Source organism: Streptomyces sp. 4F14 (assembly GCF_048159485.1).
Classification (GTDB): domain Bacteria; phylum Actinomycetota; class Actinomycetes; order Streptomycetales; family Streptomycetaceae; genus Streptomyces.
The window spans coordinates 192,673-209,098 of the sequence record NZ_JBLRVY010000012.1 but is presented as its reverse complement, the minus strand read 5'-3'; the positions used below and the strand labels follow the sequence as shown (position 1 = coordinate 209,098).

16 protein-coding genes are annotated in these 16,426 nt (G+C 71.6%); 8 read left to right on the top strand and 8 right to left on the bottom strand.

What is annotated here, in order from left to right; translation table 11 throughout:
- Positions 1 to 50: 50 nt before the first annotated feature.
- A complete protein-coding gene (locus ACLZOT_RS22630) occupies positions 51 to 944 on the top strand; it encodes a helix-turn-helix domain-containing protein (RefSeq protein ID WP_416970826.1) in 894 nt (297 codons plus the stop codon).
- Here ACLZOT_RS22630 and ACLZOT_RS22625 read toward each other — a convergent pair.
- The 4 genes from ACLZOT_RS22625 to ACLZOT_RS22610 form a co-directional block, all read right to left on the bottom strand.
- Positions 868 to 1,656: an aquaporin gene (locus tag ACLZOT_RS22625; protein ID WP_416970825.1), complete on the bottom strand. Its 789-nt coding sequence runs from the start codon at positions 1,654 to 1,656 to the stop codon at positions 868 to 870. The genes ACLZOT_RS22630 and ACLZOT_RS22625 overlap by 77 nt on opposite strands.
- A 5-nt stretch (positions 1,657 to 1,661) precedes the next feature.
- Positions 1,662 to 2,471, bottom strand: a complete 810-nt coding sequence (locus ACLZOT_RS22620) for an MBL fold metallo-hydrolase (RefSeq protein WP_416970824.1) — start codon at positions 2,469 to 2,471, stop codon at positions 1,662 to 1,664.
- A 21-nt stretch (positions 2,472 to 2,492) separates the two neighbouring features.
- The gene (locus tag ACLZOT_RS22615; RefSeq protein ID WP_416970823.1) at positions 2,493 to 3,128 is read right to left on the bottom strand and encodes a DsbA family protein; all 636 of its coding nucleotides are present in this window, start codon (positions 3,126 to 3,128) and stop codon (positions 2,493 to 2,495) included.
- Positions 3,129 to 3,283: 155 nt separating this feature from the next.
- Positions 3,284 to 4,126, bottom strand: a complete 843-nt coding sequence (locus ACLZOT_RS22610; protein ID WP_416970822.1) for an SDR family oxidoreductase — start codon at positions 4,124 to 4,126, stop codon at positions 3,284 to 3,286.
- A 64-nt stretch (positions 4,127 to 4,190) separates the two neighbouring features.
- On the opposite strand from ACLZOT_RS22610, the gene ACLZOT_RS22605 reads away from it, so the two are divergent.
- On the top strand, positions 4,191 to 4,523 hold the full coding sequence (locus ACLZOT_RS22605; protein ID WP_416970821.1) for a winged helix-turn-helix transcriptional regulator: 333 nt from the start codon (positions 4,191 to 4,193) through the stop codon (positions 4,521 to 4,523).
- Positions 4,524 to 4,532: 9 nt separating this feature from the next.
- Here the strand turns inward: ACLZOT_RS22605 and ACLZOT_RS22600 are convergent, their stop codons facing one another.
- From ACLZOT_RS22600 to ACLZOT_RS22590, 3 genes are read right to left on the bottom strand one after another with little or no spacing between them, the layout of a single operon-like run.
- Positions 4,533 to 6,419, bottom strand: a complete 1,887-nt coding sequence (locus ACLZOT_RS22600) for a family 10 glycosylhydrolase (protein WP_416970820.1) — start codon at positions 6,417 to 6,419, stop codon at positions 4,533 to 4,535.
- A gap of 5 nt (positions 6,420 to 6,424) precedes the next feature.
- Complete coding sequence (locus tag ACLZOT_RS22595; protein WP_416970819.1) at positions 6,425 to 7,420, bottom strand: D-2-hydroxyacid dehydrogenase; 996 nt, start codon at positions 7,418 to 7,420, stop codon at positions 6,425 to 6,427.
- 22 nt (positions 7,421 to 7,442) lie between these two features.
- The gene (locus ACLZOT_RS22590) at positions 7,443 to 8,384 is read right to left on the bottom strand and encodes an NAD(P)-dependent oxidoreductase (RefSeq protein WP_416970879.1); all 942 of its coding nucleotides are present in this window, start codon (positions 8,382 to 8,384) and stop codon (positions 7,443 to 7,445) included.
- Positions 8,385 to 8,648: 264 nt separating this feature from the next.
- Here ACLZOT_RS22590 and ACLZOT_RS22585 point away from each other — a divergent pair, with 264 nt between their 5' ends.
- The 6 genes from ACLZOT_RS22585 to ACLZOT_RS22560 are packed head-to-tail and all read left to right on the top strand — an operon-like array spanning position 8,649 to position 15,539.
- Positions 8,649 to 10,199, top strand: coding sequence for an ABC transporter substrate-binding protein (locus ACLZOT_RS22585; RefSeq protein WP_416970818.1), 1,551 nt, complete (start codon positions 8,649 to 8,651; stop codon positions 10,197 to 10,199).
- A gap of 43 nt (positions 10,200 to 10,242) precedes the next feature.
- Positions 10,243 to 11,160 (top strand): ABC transporter permease, encoded by a 918-nt coding sequence (locus tag ACLZOT_RS22580; RefSeq protein ID WP_416970817.1) that lies wholly within the window; start codon positions 10,243 to 10,245, stop codon positions 11,158 to 11,160.
- Positions 11,161 to 11,178: 18 nt separating this feature from the next.
- On the top strand, positions 11,179 to 12,102 hold the full coding sequence (locus ACLZOT_RS22575; RefSeq protein ID WP_416970816.1) for an ABC transporter permease: 924 nt from the start codon (positions 11,179 to 11,181) through the stop codon (positions 12,100 to 12,102).
- Positions 12,099 to 13,160: an ABC transporter ATP-binding protein gene (locus ACLZOT_RS22570; protein WP_416970815.1), complete on the top strand. Its 1,062-nt coding sequence runs from the start codon at positions 12,099 to 12,101 to the stop codon at positions 13,158 to 13,160. The genes ACLZOT_RS22575 and ACLZOT_RS22570 overlap by 4 nt, the downstream gene beginning before the upstream one ends.
- The gene (locus ACLZOT_RS22565; protein WP_416970814.1) at positions 13,147 to 13,965 is read left to right on the top strand and encodes an ATP-binding cassette domain-containing protein; all 819 of its coding nucleotides are present in this window, start codon (positions 13,147 to 13,149) and stop codon (positions 13,963 to 13,965) included. Before ACLZOT_RS22570 ends, ACLZOT_RS22565 begins: the two co-directional genes overlap by 14 nt.
- A gap of 41 nt (positions 13,966 to 14,006) precedes the next feature.
- Positions 14,007 to 15,539 carry a hypothetical protein gene (locus ACLZOT_RS22560; protein ID WP_416970813.1) on the top strand — a complete coding sequence of 511 codons (1,533 nt, stop codon included), beginning with the start codon at positions 14,007 to 14,009 and terminating at the stop codon, positions 15,537 to 15,539.
- A 62-nt stretch (positions 15,540 to 15,601) separates the two neighbouring features.
- On the opposite strand, the gene ACLZOT_RS22555 is transcribed toward ACLZOT_RS22560, so the two are convergent.
- Positions 15,602 to 16,357, bottom strand: a complete 756-nt coding sequence (locus tag ACLZOT_RS22555) for a FadR/GntR family transcriptional regulator (protein WP_416970812.1) — start codon at positions 16,355 to 16,357, stop codon at positions 15,602 to 15,604.
- Positions 16,358 to 16,426: the final 69 nt, after the last annotated feature.

Below are 16,426 nucleotides of genomic sequence, written 5' to 3'. Positions count from 1 at the left end.
CTATCCTGGGACCGCGAGCGGGACAGGACGGCTCCCCGCAAGGGTGACCAGTGGTGACGGTGAGAGAACAGATCGCGGACGTCGGCTTCGTACGGCCGGTCGGTATCCCGGCCGGCGTCGAGGTGATGTCGCTGGCGGAGCTGCGGGAGCGGGCCGCCGTACGGATGGGCAGGGCGGGGCTGGGGCCGCCGCAGCGGCCGGCGTTCCACCACCTGATCACCCTGTCCGGCGGCGCGCTGTGGCACACGGTGGACTTCACCGGGTACGCGCTCAAGCCGGGGTCCTGGCTGTGGGTGCGGCCCGGACAGGTGCAGCAGTGGGGCGACCTGGACGGCGCCGAGGGCACGCTCGTCCTGTTCGAGCGCGACTTCGTCGACCCGGGGACCGCGGCGGCGGCACGGGTCGACGATCCGTACGCGCCCGTGCTCCACGTCCCCGACCCCGAGGGCGGACAGGCGTTGGACCTGGCCGTACGGCACTTGACGCACGAGTTCCGGTCGACGCGCGGCATCGCGCTGGAGGCCCACGTGGCGGTACTGCGGCACCTCCTGGCGGTCCTCGTCCTGCGCCTGGCCCAGCCCGCCGCACCCGTCGGCAGCCCGGCTCCGGAGCCGGGGGAGACCTTCGTCCACTTCCGTGACGCCGTCGAACGCGACTTCACGCGCACACGCCGCCTGGACGACTACGCCCACGCCCTCGGCTACCCGCCCCGCACCCTCTCCCGGGCCACGCTGGCCGGGGCGGGCGTCAACGCGAAGGAGTTCATCGACCGCCGGGTGTTCCTGGAGGCCAAACGCCTCCTCGCGCACGGCGACCAGTCGGCGTCCAGGATCGCGGCCCAGCTCGGCTTCACCAGCGCCACCAACTTCAGCAAGTACTTTCAGCAGCGCACCGGCCAGGCACCGATCGCCTTCCGCGAGACCGTACGCGGCCGAACCGGGTGACCAGCGCCGGGAGAGCCGCCCCCGCGAGCGGCGCCAGCAGGTAGATCCACAACTGGGACCAGTAGGCGGATCCGTCGGCCCACAGGGCGGGGCCGAACTGGCGCGCGGGGTTCGCGGACCCATCGGTGAGCGTGCCGAGGCCCACGATGACCAGGGCGGTCGCGAACGGGAGCAGGTGCGCCCACGCCGGACGGGACATCAGCAGCAGGGCGACGGCGAGGATCGCGGCGGTGGCACCGGCCTCGGCGCCGAACACCGCGCCGGCCGGCCAGCCGGGCGCGGCCCGGACCGCGCCGTAGTCCATCCGGCCTCCGACGACCGGCCCCCACACCAGGCGGGCCAGCCCCGTACCGGCCACGGACCCCGCGAGCTGGGCGGCGACGTACGGCAGGACACGGCGGCCCGGGAACGCCCCCGCCACCCACAGGGCGAGCGTGACCGCCGGATTGAGGTGACCGCCGGACCGGCGGCCCCACGCGGAGGACAGGGCCAGGGCCAGCGCCGCGCAGACGATCACGGCCACGACCGCGAGCCGCGGGCGCGGTCCCGGCAGGGCGCCGCCGAGCGGCGAGGCCATCACCCAGCGGACGGCGCCGACCAGGACGAACAGGACAGCGGCGGTGAGCGCGAACTCCACGCGGGCCGCGGATCCCCCGGCGGTTCCGGTGGTCCCGGTGGCCCGCCGGGCGGCCTTGCGGGCGCAGGTGAGCATCGGGGTCAGCCCCAGGTCAGCTCGCCGGTGGCGACCTTGGTGCCCAGGTCCAGGGCCACGAGCAGGCCCAGGTCGGGGTGGCGCTCCAGGAGCGCGGCCTTGAGGGACTCGGAGTCGCCGTGGACGGCCAAGGCTTTCTCGAACTCGGCGAGGTAGGCGCGGGTGCCGGCGATCACCGAGGCGTCGGTGGGGGAGTCGGCGGTGCGGTGGCCCGCCACCACGAAGCGCGGTTCGAGCTGTTCCAGCTGGGCGAGGGTCTCGTCCCAGGCGGCGCGTTCGCGCGGGGTGGGGGTGTCGGCCGTCCACACGTGCAGCCCCGCGAAGAGCAGGACACCGCCGACGACCGCCCGGTCCTCGGGCTGCCAGAGGTACTGGGTGCGCCAGAGAAGGTCCGGGTGGCCGCCGCGGAGTTCGAAGTCGTGGCCCTCCAGGGTGACGCGGTCGCCGTCCAGGACCTCGGGGACGATCACCTCGGCGGGCAGGTTCCTGCCCAGGTGCGCCCAGGTCTTGAGCTTCTTCTCCCAACTGGCCCTGATCCGCTCGACCGTGGTGGCGGTGGCGACGATCCGGACGTCGGGGAACGCCGCGCGGATCACCTCCAGGCCGAAGTAGTAGTCGGGGTCGGAGGTGGTGACCACGACGGTGGTCAGCTCCCTGCCGCTGTCGAGGATGTCCGCGAGGACCCGGTGCTGCTCGGCCAGGGTGAACTGGCCGTCGACCAGGAGGGCTTCGCGCTCGCCGGTGACCAGGACGGACGACTTGTGCAGGCCGGTGCCGCCGGCGGTGTGGACGGTGTAGGTCAGGGTGCTCGACATGGTGGTGCCGCCTTTCGGATCTCAGAGCGAGGGGGAGAGGTGCTGGTCCAGGGCCCGGGTGAGCGCCTCGGCCGAGGCGACCGGGCCGCCGAGGCGGTCGGTGCCGTGGTCGGTGTGCAGCAGGAGCGTGGGGTAGCCGTCGACGCCCAGGCGGCGTACCGCGCGGAAGTCGGCCGCCGCCTCGGCGCGGGTGGCGGGGGAGGCGTACGCGGTGGCCACCGCGTCGGCGTCCAGGCCCAGTTCTCCGGCGAGGTCCCGGTAGAGGGCCGGGTCGGAGAGGCTGCGGCCGTCCAGGTACCAGGCACGCTGCATCGCGGCCGCGGCGTCCAGGGCGTTCGCGCCGGGCTGGCCGCGCAGTGCGACCAGCCCCGTGGCGGCGTCGGCGGAGTCCATCACGGCCGTGCCGTCCTTGAGCGCGGCGCGGTAACCGGCGCCGAACGTGACGCCGGTCAGCTCGGCGATGCGGTCGTTGGCGCCCGGGATGTGCGGGTACGCCGACACCGGCAGCGCACGCGAGCCGGTGAACAGGCCGCCGGACAGGACCCGCAGCTCGATGCGGTCGGCGTTGGCGGCGGCGAACTCGTGCAGGGCCGGGCCGAAGCCGTAGCACCAGCCGCAGTAGGCGTCGAAGGCGTAGGTCAGGTGAACGCGTTCCACGGATTCCGTCCTTTCCGGATTCCGTCACCCGGCTCTCGGTCTCGTCCGGGTCGACACGCTCAAAGCTATGGTCGGAACGGGTCCCTTCCTGGGTGCCGGTACGACAGGGCATGGTCAAAAACCGACACCGTGCCACGCCCTGTCGGCGGTGGCGGTCAGAGGCCGATGTCGGTCAGCCACTGCTTCGTGGTGCGCGGGGTGATGCCGAGGAGTTTCTGAGCGGAGTTCTCGGGGGTGATCGAACGGTGCGGGAGGGCGCTCATGGCCTTGTAGAGGTTGGTGACGTCGGCCGCGGGGCCGTCGCCGATGACAGGCGCCACGGAGGCACCCATCTCTTCCGGGCTGATCGGCTTGAAGGCCACGGTCTTGCCGAAGTGGGCGCCGAACGCCTCGGCGAGGTCCGGCCCGGTGACGGCGGGGTACTGGCCGACGGAGACGGTGCCGGTGAGGTCCGGGTGGTCGAGCAGGGCGACGGCGGCGTCGGCGATGTCCAGGTGCGACGCCCAGGAGACGGGGAAGTCGGCCCGGATCGGATAGGGCAGCACGCCCTGCTCGCGGACCGTGTCGATGACGTACGGCATGAGCAGGTTCTCCAGGAACAGGGTGGGCGTGATCACCGCGTGGGCGACGCCGCTGTCGGCCAGACCGCCGGCCAGCGTCGCGACGGCGTCGGTGCTGCCGGGGATCAGCGGGGCGCCGCTGGTGGAGAACACCACGCGGGCCGGACGGGCCGCGCGGACGGCGGCGACGATGGTGCGGGCGTAGGTCTGGCGGTTCTCCTCGGAGGCCATCGGCAGATGGACGAAGACGCCTTCGGCCTCCCGGTAGACGGCCGTCAGGGCGTCGAGGGAGGAAGCGTCGACCGCCACGGTGCGCGCACCGTCGACGACGGTGTCCGCATTGCGGGTGAGGGCGATGACGGACTTGCCCGCGGCGACGAGGGCTGCGGCGACGGGGGAGCCTTGGGCGCCGGTGGCGCCGTGAATCACGTAGGTCATGGAGCTATTAGTGCATGAGGAGCACCGGTTACATCAACTGCACTAATAGCGTACGGTGAAGAATGTGACCGATCCCCGTCTGCCCGAATGCGGTGTCGCCCGGTTCCTCGTCCTCCTCGACGGACCCTGGGCCACCCTGATCGTGCGCGAGCTGCTGCACGGCCCCCATCGCTTCACGAAGCTCCGCGAGGCCCTGCCCGGCATCAGCCCGCACACCCTGACCAGCCGGCTGCGCCAGTTCGAGCGGCACGGCATCGTCACCCGGACCGCGTACGCGGAGATCCCCCCGCGGGTGGAGTACCGGCTCACGCCCCTCGGCGAGGGGCTGCGCGATGTCCTGGACGAGATGGGCACCTGGGCGCTGCGGGTCCCGGACCGCGAGGCCGATACCCCTTGAGCCCACGGGTCATTCCTGTGCCCCGTACCGGATGACGACGGTCTCGAACAGGGACAGCTCCGGGAGCGTGAAGGAGACGGCCCCGTCGGTGAGGGTGAGAGGTACCTCGGTGTCGGCGCGCAGGGCGTGCGCGTGCAGGGGTGTGCGGTCGGTGGCCAGGCTGACCGTGATGTCGCGGACCGGGACGGGGGCGTGGAACGCGGTCCCCAGCTGGCCGGTGAGGTTGACGAAGCTGACGAGGAGTTCCCCGGCGCCGGGGTTGTCCCGCGCGGTGACCTCGACGACCGGGGGCGCGTCGGTGGTGAGCCGGGGTTCGAGGCCGAGGAGGTCGCGCAGGGCGGCCAGGACCAGGCGGGCGTGGCCGTCGTTCGCGTACCGCTCGTAGTGGGTGCCGATGTCCCAGGGGATCACCACGTCGCCGGAGGGCGTGCGGACCAGCCCGGGGGTGTCGGTGACCTCCGTGTAGTAGCACTTCTCCGGGGGGCCGAACATGTGCGGCGGGATGTACGCGAGGAAGGGCTCGCCCTCGCCCTCGTAGGGCTCGAACGTGCCGTAGAGGTACACGAGATCGAGGTCGTCCAGGCCGGACAGGGTCTTCCTGTCGTCGGGCCGGATCGCGAAGTACGCGCCCTCCACGCGGTCCCCGCCGCGGGTGCCGGTGGTGAGGAGCGGGCGGTCCGTGTCGACGGCGAGGTGGGGGCCGGGGACGACGACCGCGGCGTACCGGCTGAGGCGTTCCCGGTCCGCGGCGTCCTCGCGGATCACGTCGAACGGGATGTGGTGCTCGGCGAGCATCCGGTACAGGCCGAGGAACTCCGGGCCGGGCTCCCGGGGCACGGGGTGGATCAGGCAGACGTCCGCGAGGGACGTGGTGCCGGTGTAGTGGCGCTCGTGCGCGGCGTGGAACGCGTACAGGTCGCGGACCTGGCCGAAGCAGCGTCGGTCGTCCTGTCCGTCGAGGGTGCCCAGGACGTAGAAGTCGAGCCAGCCGCCGTGCACCGCGTCCTGGGCCAGGCGGAGCGCGGTGAGGTGCGGGGAGACGGCGGCGTTGCGCATCGGGTAGTCGACGAAGTGCACGGCGGCGTTGCTGACCGCCTTGCCGGGCCAGGTGTCGCTGACGAGCCGGACGTGGTGGCCGGCGGAGTAGGTGAAGTCCGGCCGCCCGTCCACCAGGTGCGTCCCGGACTCCAGGCGGTAGATGTCCGTTCCCGACGCGGTGTAGTTGCAGGTCGCGATGGACGGGCGGATCGCCTTCACGGTCGCGGCGCGGCGCTCGAACAGCTCGGCGATCGTACGGGCCTTGAACTCCTCGTAGGCGGGATACAGGGAGTCGTCCTCGGAGCGGGGCAGCGGGCCGTCGGTGAAACGCCGGGCGCAGTTCGGGCACTGGCAGATGCCGTGGTAGGTGCCGCTGTAGTCGCGGACCTGGTAGCCGTGCATGTTGATGAAGACCCCGTCGACGGGGTAGCGCGACGCGACCTCCGCCATGATCTCCAGTGAATGTTCCTGCTGGTACTGGCTGTTGAGGCAGACGTGGGTCTGCCCGTTGTAGGTGACCGGCGTGCCCGCGAGGCTGCGGTAGTGCCAGTCGGGACGGTCCGCCGCGATGGCCTCGTTCACCTTGCTGAAGTCGAACCGGGCGATGAGCCGGATACCGGCGGCGTGCGCGTGCTCCAGCACCTCGCCGAGGAAGTCGCCCCGCAGCAGGGGGTTGCGGTGCTGGAAGGGCAGGTCGGTGGGGTAGTTGGCGACGATGCCGCCCGCGTTGAACAGCACCACGTTCGCGGAGAACTCCCGCAGCGACTCCACGAACCGCTCCGGGTCGACGGTCACATCGGTCTCGCGCAGGTTGGTCTGCACGAGCCGCATCGGACGTTCCTGCCACCAGTGGGTCATGACCCTCATCCCAATCGGTCGATGCTGAACACGTGATGGGGTTCGAGCGCGTTGAGCAGCGGCTCACCCGCGCGGTAGCGGCGGACGTTCTCGACGATCACGTCGATCGAGCGCTGGGTCCGGTCGGGCTGCCGGGGCGTCATGTGCGGCGTGATGATCATGTTCGGCGCGTCCCAGACCGGCGCGTCCGGCGGCAGGGGCTCCGTCTCGAACACGTCGGAGGCCGCGCCCGCGATGACGCCGCCGCGCAGGGCCGCCACGAGCGCCGCCTCGTCGACGACCGCGCCGCGAGCGATGTTGACCAGGTGGGCGGTCGGCTTCATCAGCTTCAGCTCCCGTGCCCCGACCAGGTGGTACGTCTCGTCGCTGAGCTGCGTCGCGAGCACCACCACGTCGCTCTCCCGCAGCAGGGGGACGACCGTGTCGCCGCGCTCCGCGCAGTACAGCCGGTCCACGTACGCCGGGGCGGGTGTGTCCCGTCGGCGGTGGGCGAGGACCCGCATGCCGAACGCCCGGGCGAGCTTGGCGACTTCAGTGCCGGTGTGCCCGAGACCCACGATGCCCATCGTCCTGCCGGACAGGCCCAGCCGGGCGTCGTACCCCTCCAGCCCGCGCCAGGTGTGGCGGCGGTGCTGCTCGTGCAGGCCGTAGGAGTCGAAGGCGAGGGACAGGGCGAAGAAGAACACGTGCTGGGCGAGCGCCGCCGCCGAACGCCCGGCCGAGCCGGTGACGATCAGGCCCCGCTCGAAGACCTCCGGCAGCGCCGAACGCGTCAGCCCGGAGTGGTCGCAGTGCACCCAGCGCAGGCGGGGCGCGGCCGGGTAACGCCGGTCCAGGTCGCCCTTGATGACGGCGACGTCGACCTGCCGGAGTGCCTCGGTGACCGCCGCGTCGTCGTGCGCGTCGGCGGTGACGAACCGCGCCGGGGCGAACGCCGCGCGCAGCTGGTCGAGTTCGGTGTCGGTGTAGGGGACGGTCACCAGCACCCGCTGGATGTCCATGGTCCGGCCTCCTGTCGTACGGCTACTTGACCGGGTCCTGTACGGGGGCGCGGCCCGCGAGCTGCTCGACGAGCAGGAGGAGCGCGCTGTGGTCGAGGGCGCCCAGGCCCCGGGCGCTGGCCGCCGCCATCAGCTGGGCGACGACGCCGGTCGTGGGGACGGCGACCCCGGCCGCGCGGGCGACGGCCAGGGCGATGCCGAGGTCCTTGTGGTGCAGGTCGATGCGGAAGCCCGGTTCGAAGGCGCGGGCGAGCATGCCGGCGCCCTTGACGTTCATGACCTGGTTGCCGGCCAGGCCGCCGCGCAGGACGTCGAGCGCCGCGCCCGCCGGGACGGAGCTGGCCTCCAGCAGGACCAGCGCCTCGGAGACGAGGGCGATGACCCCGGCGACGATCATCTGGTTGGCCGCCTTGACGGTCTGCCCGGCGCCGTCGCCCCCGACGTGCACGACGGTCGCGCCGACCGCGTCGAACAGGGGCCGGGCCGCCGCGAAGTCGGTCTCCCGGCCCCCGACCATGATCGACAGCGTGCCGTCGACGGCGCCCTTCTCGCCTCCGCTGACCGGGGCGTCCAGCGGGTGGACGCCGAGGGTGCGCGCGGCCTCGGCGACGGTCCGTGAGGTCTCGGGCCGCACGGTGCTGGAGTCGATGAGCAGCAGTCCTTCACGGGCGTGGGCGAGGACGCCGTCCGGGCCCAGGACGACGTCCTCGACGTCGGGGGAGTCCGGCAGCACGGTGAACAGGGCGTCGGCCTGGGCGGTCACGTCCGCGACCGAGGTGCCCGCCCGTCCGCCGGCCGCGACCAGGCGCTCCACGGGTCCGGGGGAGCGGCTGTACCCGACCACGTCGAAACCGGCCTCGACAAGGTTCCTCGCCATGGGCGCCCCCATGACCCCCAGCCCGATGACACCGACCGTCTCCATCGCGGGTTCACGACCTCTCTGTCCGGGGTGGACCCTGGCCAACTGGTTCGACCACCAATCCAATTGAGGGTGACCGTAGGGATGCCGGATCGGGGTTGTCAATGGGGCGTCCGATGGGCGCCGATGGCGGAATCACGGGGTGGATCGCCTTGAATGTGCAGGTGAAGCGGGATTTTACGATCGCCGCTGTGCATTCTCTTGACGCGGAAATCAGCTTCTCATAGGCTCCGGCAGCGGCCCTGCGGTCGGACCAATTCCGTCCTGTTTCCGCTGTGCGTCATCCCTCCCGGACGAGGAGTGAACGAGATGCTCTCCACAAAGCGACGACCGGCCGTCGTCGGGATCGGCCTGCTGGTGTCGGCCCTGACGGCCTCGGCCTGCTCGGCCGGCCCGACCGCCGGGGGCGGCTCCGCCGGCCGGGCGGCGAACGCCCTCACCATCGCGATCCCCACCGACCCCACCTCCCTCGACCCCTGCGACAGCCAGGCAGCCGACGGTGTCGGCACCCTGCGCCGCAACGTCACCGAGTCCCTCACCGACGTCGACCCGGCCGGCGGTGGCGTCGTCCCCCTGCTCGCCCTCTCCTGGCGCCAGGACACCCCCACGACCTGGACGTTCAAGCTGCGCCCGAACGTCAGGTTCCAGGACGGCACCCCCTTCGACGCGGCAGCGGCGGCGTTCAACGTGAAGCGCACCATGCAACCCGACCTCGGCTGCCTCAACCTCGGGAACATCCCCGACCCCTTCACGGCCACCGCCGTCGACGCCACCACCCTCAAGGTGGTCACCAAAGGCGTCGACCCGATCCTCCCCCTGCGCATCGGCTGGATCGACATGGTGTCCACCAGGACACCGATGAACGCCAAGACCTCCCACCCCGTCGGCACCGGCCCCTACACCTTCGTCCGCCGCACCCCCGGCACCGACCTGGAGTTCAAGCGGTTCGACGGGTACTGGGGGACCAAACCGCAGGCGGCCACCGTGCGGTACGTCTTCCGGAGCGAGGCATCCGTCCGGGCCGCCACCGCCAAGGCCGGCGAGGCCGACATCGCGGTCCCCGTCGCCCTCCAGGACGCCGTCGAGGGCGACCGCACCCGCTCCTACACCCAGTCCCGCGTGTTCTTCCTGCGCCTGGACACCGACAAGGCCCCGCTGAACGACCTGCGCGTACGGCAGGCCATCGGCTACGCCATCGACAAGGACAAGATCGTCACCGCCCTCATGGGAAAGACGGGCAAACCGACGGGCCAGATGGTCACGTCCTCGGTCAACGGCTACATCCCCGACTACAAGGGGCCCGCCCACGATCCCGACAAGGCCGCCGACCTGATCCGCCAGGCCCGGGCCGCCGGAGTCGACACCGGCAAGCGCATCGAACTCATCAGCCGCACCACCCTGTTCCCCGGCTCGGGTGACGTCCTCCAGGCCGTCATCCAGAACCTCCAGGACGCCGGACTCGACATCAGACTCGTCGAACTCGACGACAACGCGTACAAGGACAAGATCCACGCGACCAACAGCAGCGGCCAGCCGGTGTCCATGACAGCCGTCTCGCACGACAACGCGTTCGCCGACGCGAGCTTCTCGTTCCCCAAATACCTCGCCAGCACCGGCACGGTCTCCACGATCCGCGACCCCCACCTGGACGCACTGCTGCGCGGGGCGGCCGTCGCGGCGGGCGGGAAACGCGCCGACCTCTACCAGGAGGCCGCCCGCTGGGCGTACGAGCGTGACGCGGCGATCGTCCCCGTCGCCGAACAGTTCAGCCTCCTCCTGCTGAACAAGGGCGTCGAGTACCAGCCGAACGGCCTCACCGGCATCGAACTCCAGGCCGCCCAGGTCGAACTCACCCGCTGAATACCCGACCCGGGTCACGCACGAGCCCGGAGAGAGGCGCCCCATGCTGACCTTCCTGTCGCGACGCCTGGTGTCCAGCGTCATCGCCCTGGCCGGCGTCGTCGTGGTGGTGTTCTTCCTGGGCCGGCTCACCGGCAGCCCGGCGCACCTGTACCTGCCGCAGGGCGCCGGCCAGGAGATGGTCGACGACTTCAACAGGACCCACGGCTTCGACGACCCGCTCTGGCAGCAGTTCGTCCGCTTCGTGGGCGACGTCGCCCACCTCGACTTCGGCCAGTCCATCTGGCAGCAGCGCCCGGCGCTCACCGCCGTCACCTCCGTGTTCCCCCAGACCCTGCTGCTCGCGGTCGTCGCCATGAGCCTGTCGATCGCGGTGGCCGGAGTCCTCGGCTGCCTCGCCGCCGCCCGGCGCTTCCGGTTCCTCGACAAACTCATCACCTTCGGCTCGCTGACCAGCGCCAGCGTCCCCGACTTCTGGTTCGCGCTGGTCGGCGTCCTCCTGCTCGCCGTCCACCTCGGCGCCGTCCCCACCTCGGGACAGTCCGACCTGTCCTCGTGGGTCCTGCCCGTCGCGACCCTCATGCTCGGCCCGGTCGGGGTCCTCACCCAGGTCGTGCGCGGCGCGATGATCGAGGCCCTCGGCTCCGGCTACGTCCAGAGCGCCCGCGCCCGTGGACTGGCTCACCGGCGCCTCGTCTACCGGCACGCCCTGCGCAACGCCGCCCTGCCGATCATCAGCGTCGCCGGCGACCGCGCGGCCGGCCTCGTCAACGGAGCCGTCATCGTCGGCACCGTCTTCGCCTGGCCCGGCATCGGCACCGTCATGGTCGACGCCGTCCTCAACCGGGACTTCGCCGTCATCCAGGCCGGCGTCTTCGTCATCGGCCTGGGGATCATCCTGCTCAACGTCCTGGTCGACCTCACCTACGCGGTGGCCGACCCCCGCGTCCGCGTCTCGTAGGAACAGGGGCTGATCGACATGGCTCACGACCTGGCCGCACCCGCCGCCGGGAGGTGGCACCGAGCCCGGCTGCTGCGGCGCTCCCCACTGGCCCTCACCGCAGCCGTCGTCCTCACCCTCATCGTCCTGGCGTCCCTCGTCGGACCGCTGTTCTTCGCCGAGGCCGCCCAGCGCCAGGACCTCTCCCACCGGCTCCAGCCCCCCTTCCACGGGGACGGCGGCCTCGCCCTCCTCCTCGGCGGGGACACCCTGGGCCGCCCGATGCTGCTCCAGATGATCGTCGCCACCCGCACCTCGCTGATCGTCGCCGCCCTGTCCGTGGGCCTGTCCGCCCTCGTCGGCTCGGCGATCGGGCTGGTCAGCGGCTACGCGGGCGGCTGGGTCGACGCGGCGCTCATGCGGCTGAGCGACATCATCCACACCCTGCCCTCACTGCTGCTCGCCCTGGTGATCCTGTACGTGCTGTCGCCGAGCATCACCAACCTGATCGTCGTCCTGGCGCTCACCCGGCTGCCCATCTACCTGCGGGTCGCCCGGGCCCAGGCGCTGGAGATCCGCGAACGGGTCTTCGTCGAGGCGTCCAGAGCACTCGGCGCGCGGCCCTGGCGGATCATGGCGACCGACATCCGGCCGATGGTCGCGCCGACCGTCATGACCGTCGCCATGCTCGAAGTCGCCCACGTCATCCTCCAGGCCGCCGGGCTCAGCTTCCTCGGCGTCGGCCTCCAGCGCCCGGACGTCGACCTCGGCATCATGGTCGCCTCCGGACGCGAGTACCTCGGCCAGGCATGGTGGGTCACCCTCTTCCCCGGCCTGCTGGTCGTGACCATCGCCCTGGCCGCCAACATCCTGTCGAACTGGCTGCGGGCGGTCGACGACCCGGCGCAGAGCGCCGCCTTCGTCTCCCCCGAGGCCCCGCGTGACGAGGAGGCGTCCCGGTGAAACCGCTGAAGGACCGCCGCCTACGACCCGACGCCGAGGCCCAGGGGCACGAGGGACACAAGGGGGACGAGGGGAACGCCCCGCTGCTCGCCGTCCGTGACCTCGCCGTCGACTTCGCGACCGACCGCGGCCGGGTCGCGGCGGTCAGAGGCGTCAGCTTCACCCTCAAGGCCGGGCAGAGCCTCGCGATCCTCGGCGAGTCCGGCTCCGGCAAGAGCGTCACCGGACGCGCCCTGCTCGGCCTGATCGACCCGCCCGGACGGGTGCGCGGCACGATCGAGTTCGAGGGGAACGACCTCGTCGGCTGGGACGAGAACCGGCTCAACACCGTCCGCGGGCCCGGCATCTCCATGGTGTTCCAGGACTCCCTGGACAGCCTCAACCCGGTCTTCTCCATCGGCTCCCAGCTCACCGAACTCCTGCGGGTACGGCAGGGCATGGACCGGCGGGCCGCCCGCGAACGCGCCGTGTCACTGCTGCGGCAGGTCGGCATCCCGGCCGCCGGGGAACGTCTCGGGGACTACCCGCACCAGTTCTCCGGCGGCATGCGGCAACGCGTCTGCATCGCCCTCGCCATCGCCCTGCGCCCCCGCCTCCTGATCGCCGACGAACCCACGACGGCCCTCGACGTCACCGTCCAGGCCGAGATCCTCCGCCTGATCCGGAACCTGCGCCAGGAGACGGGCATGGCCCTGGTCTTCGTCACCCACGACCTCGCCGTGGCCCGGCTGGTCGCCACCGACGTCGCGGTCATGTACGCCGGGAAGATCGTCGAACGGGGCGCCATCGACGCCATCTACCGGCGCCCGGCACACCCCTACACCCGCGCCCTGCTCGCCTCCCAGCCCGAGTCCGCCCGCACCTGGAGCGACCTGCGCCCGATCCCGGGCAGCCCGCCCGACAAGGCCCACGCCGTCCCGGGCTGCGCCTTCCACCCGCGCTGCCCCCTGGCCACCGCACGCTGCACCACCGAGGCACCGGAACTCCTGCCGCTGGCCGAGGCCGACCGGTCGAGCCGCTGCCACCACACGGAGGAGGCCCTCCATGCCGCCCACTGAACCCGGCCCGGCACTGCTGCGGGTCGCGGGCCTCCAGCGGCACTTCGTCTCCGGACCGCCCCGGCGCCGTACGGTCCTGCGTGCCGTGGACGGCGTCACCTTCGACCTCCACGAGGGCGAGTGCCTGGCCGTCGTCGGCGAGTCCGGCTCCGGCAAGTCCACCCTCGCCCGCACCCTCATGCGCCTCGTGGAACCGACCGGCGGCACGGTCCACTACCAGGGCCGCGACCTCCTCGCGCTCTCCGGCCGCGAGATGCGCCGGCAGCGACGCGACATCCAGATGGTCTTCCAGGACCCCTACGCCTCCCTGCACCCCCGGCGCACCGTCGAGAACATCGTCAGGGAACCGTGGCGGGTCCACAAAGACGTCGTACCGAGAGACCAACAGCACGCCCGCGTACGGGAGTTGCTGCACCAGGTCGGCCTGCCCGAGGCGTACGCGCCGCTCCACCCCGGCCGGCTCTCCGGCGGTGAACGCCAGCGCGTCGCCATCGCCCGCGCGCTCGCCCTGCGACCCCGGCTGCTCGTCCTGGACGAACCGGTGTCCGCCCTCGACGTGTCGATCCAGGCCCAGGTCGTCAACGTCCTGATGACCCTGCGCGCCGAACTCGGCCTGGCCTACCTCTTCATCTCGCACGACCTGAACCTGGTCCGCCTCGTGGCCGACCGCGTCGCCGTCATGTACCGGGGACGGCTCGTCGAGACCGGTACGACCGAGGAGCTGTACGCGCGCCCCGCGCACCCCTACACCCAGGCCCTGCTGGAGGCGTCGCCGGGCCGCGGTGACGTCGTCGAAAACGCATGAGGTCCCCTCTGTACGGCTCACGGAAGCGAGGTCGTTCTCGGATGCTGACCAGCACGAAACGCGCTCTGGTGGCGGGAGCCGCCGCCGGACTGCTCCTTGTCCCCACCGGCACGGCACAGGCGGCCTCCGCGCCGCCCTCTTCCGCCACGGTGTCCGTCGACTTCGGCGCGTCGAAGGGCGAACTGCCGCGCCCCGAGCGGTTCAACAACTTCGGCAACGTCACGGCCTGGCCCCAGCAGCGCGCCCAGGACGTCCGTTACCTCAACCGGCAGGGCCTGCACGGAGACGTCTACCGCATCTGGCTCAGCAGCCCCAACGCGCCCGACAGCCACGACATCTTCAACCTGTGCGACCTCGCGGCCGGCCGCTGCGACCTGACCCCCCTTGACGCCTACCTCACCGAGGCGAGCCAGGTCTCCGACTCCGTGCTCATCAACCTCAACCCGACGGACTTCGTCGAGGGCAACCGGCCCGCCAAGGACCTGAAGCCGCTGCTCGAACTGATCCTGCGGAGCGTCAAGGAGAAATACCCGCACGTCAAGTACGTCGAGGCGTTCAACGAGCCCGACTGGCAGTTCTACGGCCAGCAGCGCCACGCCGGACTCCCCGCCGACCAGACCGTGATCCAGCCGGACGGCCTCTACCGCTACTACGTTCCCTTCTACGAAGCCGTCACCCAGGTCAACAAGCACCTCAAGCGCGCCGACCGGATCCAACTCGGCGGCCCTGCCCTGTCCTTCATGGACCCGAAGTGGCTCAAGCCCTTCCTGGACTCCTACGCCGCCGACAGGAACCCCCGCAAACGCCTCGACTTCCTCTCCTACCACGCCTACCTGTCGTGGGACGACGACTACAAGATCCCCACCCTCTACAGCGGTGACCTCAGGGTCGTCGCCTCCCAGCGCGACACCCTGCGCGGCTGGCTGCGCGAACGCCGCCTCGACCAGCACCTCCCGGCCCTCGTCACCGAGACCGGCATCTACCCCGGCCCCGCCTACGACGACCCCGACCCCGGGAAGGACTACATCCGGCAGGCGGCCGGCATGGCCACCTACGGCTACTACTACGCCGGCCAGCCCGACACCCACCTGTTCAACTGGTGCGTCCGCCACCGGGTCGAGGAACGCAAGGACCAGCTGGTCACCCGCACCCCCGGCGGCCCCCTCGCCGACACCTTCACCCCGTACGGCAACATGCTGCTGATGCAGTCGCGGATGAAGGACACCCGCGTCTCCGCCACCACGACCGGCCTCGAAGGCGACAACGGCGTGTACGCCATGGCGGCCGAGGACCGCACGGGCGCCTCGCTGATGGTGTGGAACTGGCAGCACACCGGCGACCGCGGTTACCGGGCCACCGTCGACATGACCCGGCTGCCGGCCCACCTCCGGCACGGCCCCGTCCGTGAGCGCGTCTACCGCATCGACCAGACCACCAGCAACTACTTCGGCGACCCGGCCAGGGCCGCCCTCCAACTGGTCGCCCAGAAGACCGTCCGCCCCGGCAGGACCTACACCGAGACGGTCGACCTCCCGCCCAACGCGATCTACCTGATTCTCCTGGAACGCGCCTAGCACGACGCGGCTCGGGCCGGGAAACAGAGGGGCGAAGCCGCTGCCGTGCGGCTTCGCCCCTTCTAGCGTTCGTTCCCGGGAAACGAGCCCCGGTGCTCCAGCTCCGCGAGCAACGCGGTCTCGACGGCGCTCATGTGCATCGCCATCAACTGGCGGGCCCGCCGGGCGTCGCGCGCCCGGATGGCGTCCAGCACCAGCCGGTGGTGCGACAGGTACTCCTCCGCCGCGTGCTCGCGGCTGCGGGAGCGGTGCTTCAGCTCGCTCCACGTCTGCTCGTGCATCAGCTCGACCAGCGTCCGCTGCTGCGCCAGCAGCACGCTGTTGCGGGAGGCGGCGGCCACGGCCAGATGGAAGGCGAGGTCGGACTCCGACACGTCCTCCCCGGCCGCCGTCGCCCTCGCCTGCTCCTCGACGGACGCCTCCAGCGCCGCCAGGTCGGTCGGGTGATGGGAGAGCGCGGCGTGCTCCGCGCAGACCGGCTCGATCGCGGCCCGCGCCACGATCAGGTCCAGGGGGCTGTGCTCACCGATCGCGGCGGCCCGCGCCCGCAGGACCGTAGCGCTGGAGCCGCCCTCCGACGCGACGTACGCCCCGCTGCCCGTCCGGATGTCCAGCACCCCGGCATGCTCCAGTACCCGCAGCGCCTCCCGCAACGACCCCCGGCTGACCTGGAGCTGCCCGGCCAGGGTCCGTTCCGCGGGCAGGGCGCTGCCGGGCGGGAAATGCCCGGCCCGGATCTTGGCGAGGATCTGCTCCACGACGGAGGTGTACAGCTTCGGCCGCTCGACGGCCTGGAACGCGCTGTCAGGTTGAACCACTGGGCCAATCCTCCCGTCCCGCACGCCTCATCGGGTGCACATCGCGCGGTATTGGTCATGTGGCTGGAC

What these genes read in the sequence shown, in the direction of transcription:
- ACLZOT_RS22600 (WP_416970820.1), bottom strand. Translation starts at nt 6,419, where the DNA reads ATGACCCACTGGTGGCAGGAACGTCCGATGCGGCTCGTGCAGACCAAC.
- ACLZOT_RS22560 (WP_416970813.1), top strand. Translation starts at nt 14,007, where the DNA reads ATGCTGACCAGCACGAAACGCGCTCTGGTGGCGGGAGCCGCCGCCGGA.
- ACLZOT_RS22585 (WP_416970818.1), top strand. Translation starts at nt 8,649, where the DNA reads ATGCTCTCCACAAAGCGACGACCGGCCGTCGTCGGGATCGGCCTGCTG.
- ACLZOT_RS22595 (WP_416970819.1), bottom strand. Translation starts at nt 7,420, where the DNA reads ATGGACATCCAGCGGGTGCTGGTGACCGTCCCCTACACCGACACCGAA.
- ACLZOT_RS22580 (WP_416970817.1), top strand. Translation starts at nt 10,243, where the DNA reads ATGCTGACCTTCCTGTCGCGACGCCTGGTGTCCAGCGTCATCGCCCTG.
- ACLZOT_RS22565 (WP_416970814.1), top strand. Translation starts at nt 13,147, where the DNA reads ATGCCGCCCACTGAACCCGGCCCGGCACTGCTGCGGGTCGCGGGCCTC.
- ACLZOT_RS22625 (WP_416970825.1), bottom strand. Translation starts at nt 1,656, where the DNA reads ATGCTCACCTGCGCCCGCAAGGCCGCCCGGCGGGCCACCGGGACCACC.
- ACLZOT_RS22620 (WP_416970824.1), bottom strand. Translation starts at nt 2,471, where the DNA reads ATGTCGAGCACCCTGACCTACACCGTCCACACCGCCGGCGGCACCGGC.
- ACLZOT_RS22575 (WP_416970816.1), top strand. Translation starts at nt 11,179, where the DNA reads ATGGCTCACGACCTGGCCGCACCCGCCGCCGGGAGGTGGCACCGAGCC.
- ACLZOT_RS22610 (WP_416970822.1), bottom strand. Translation starts at nt 4,126, where the DNA reads ATGACCTACGTGATTCACGGCGCCACCGGCGCCCAAGGCTCCCCCGTC.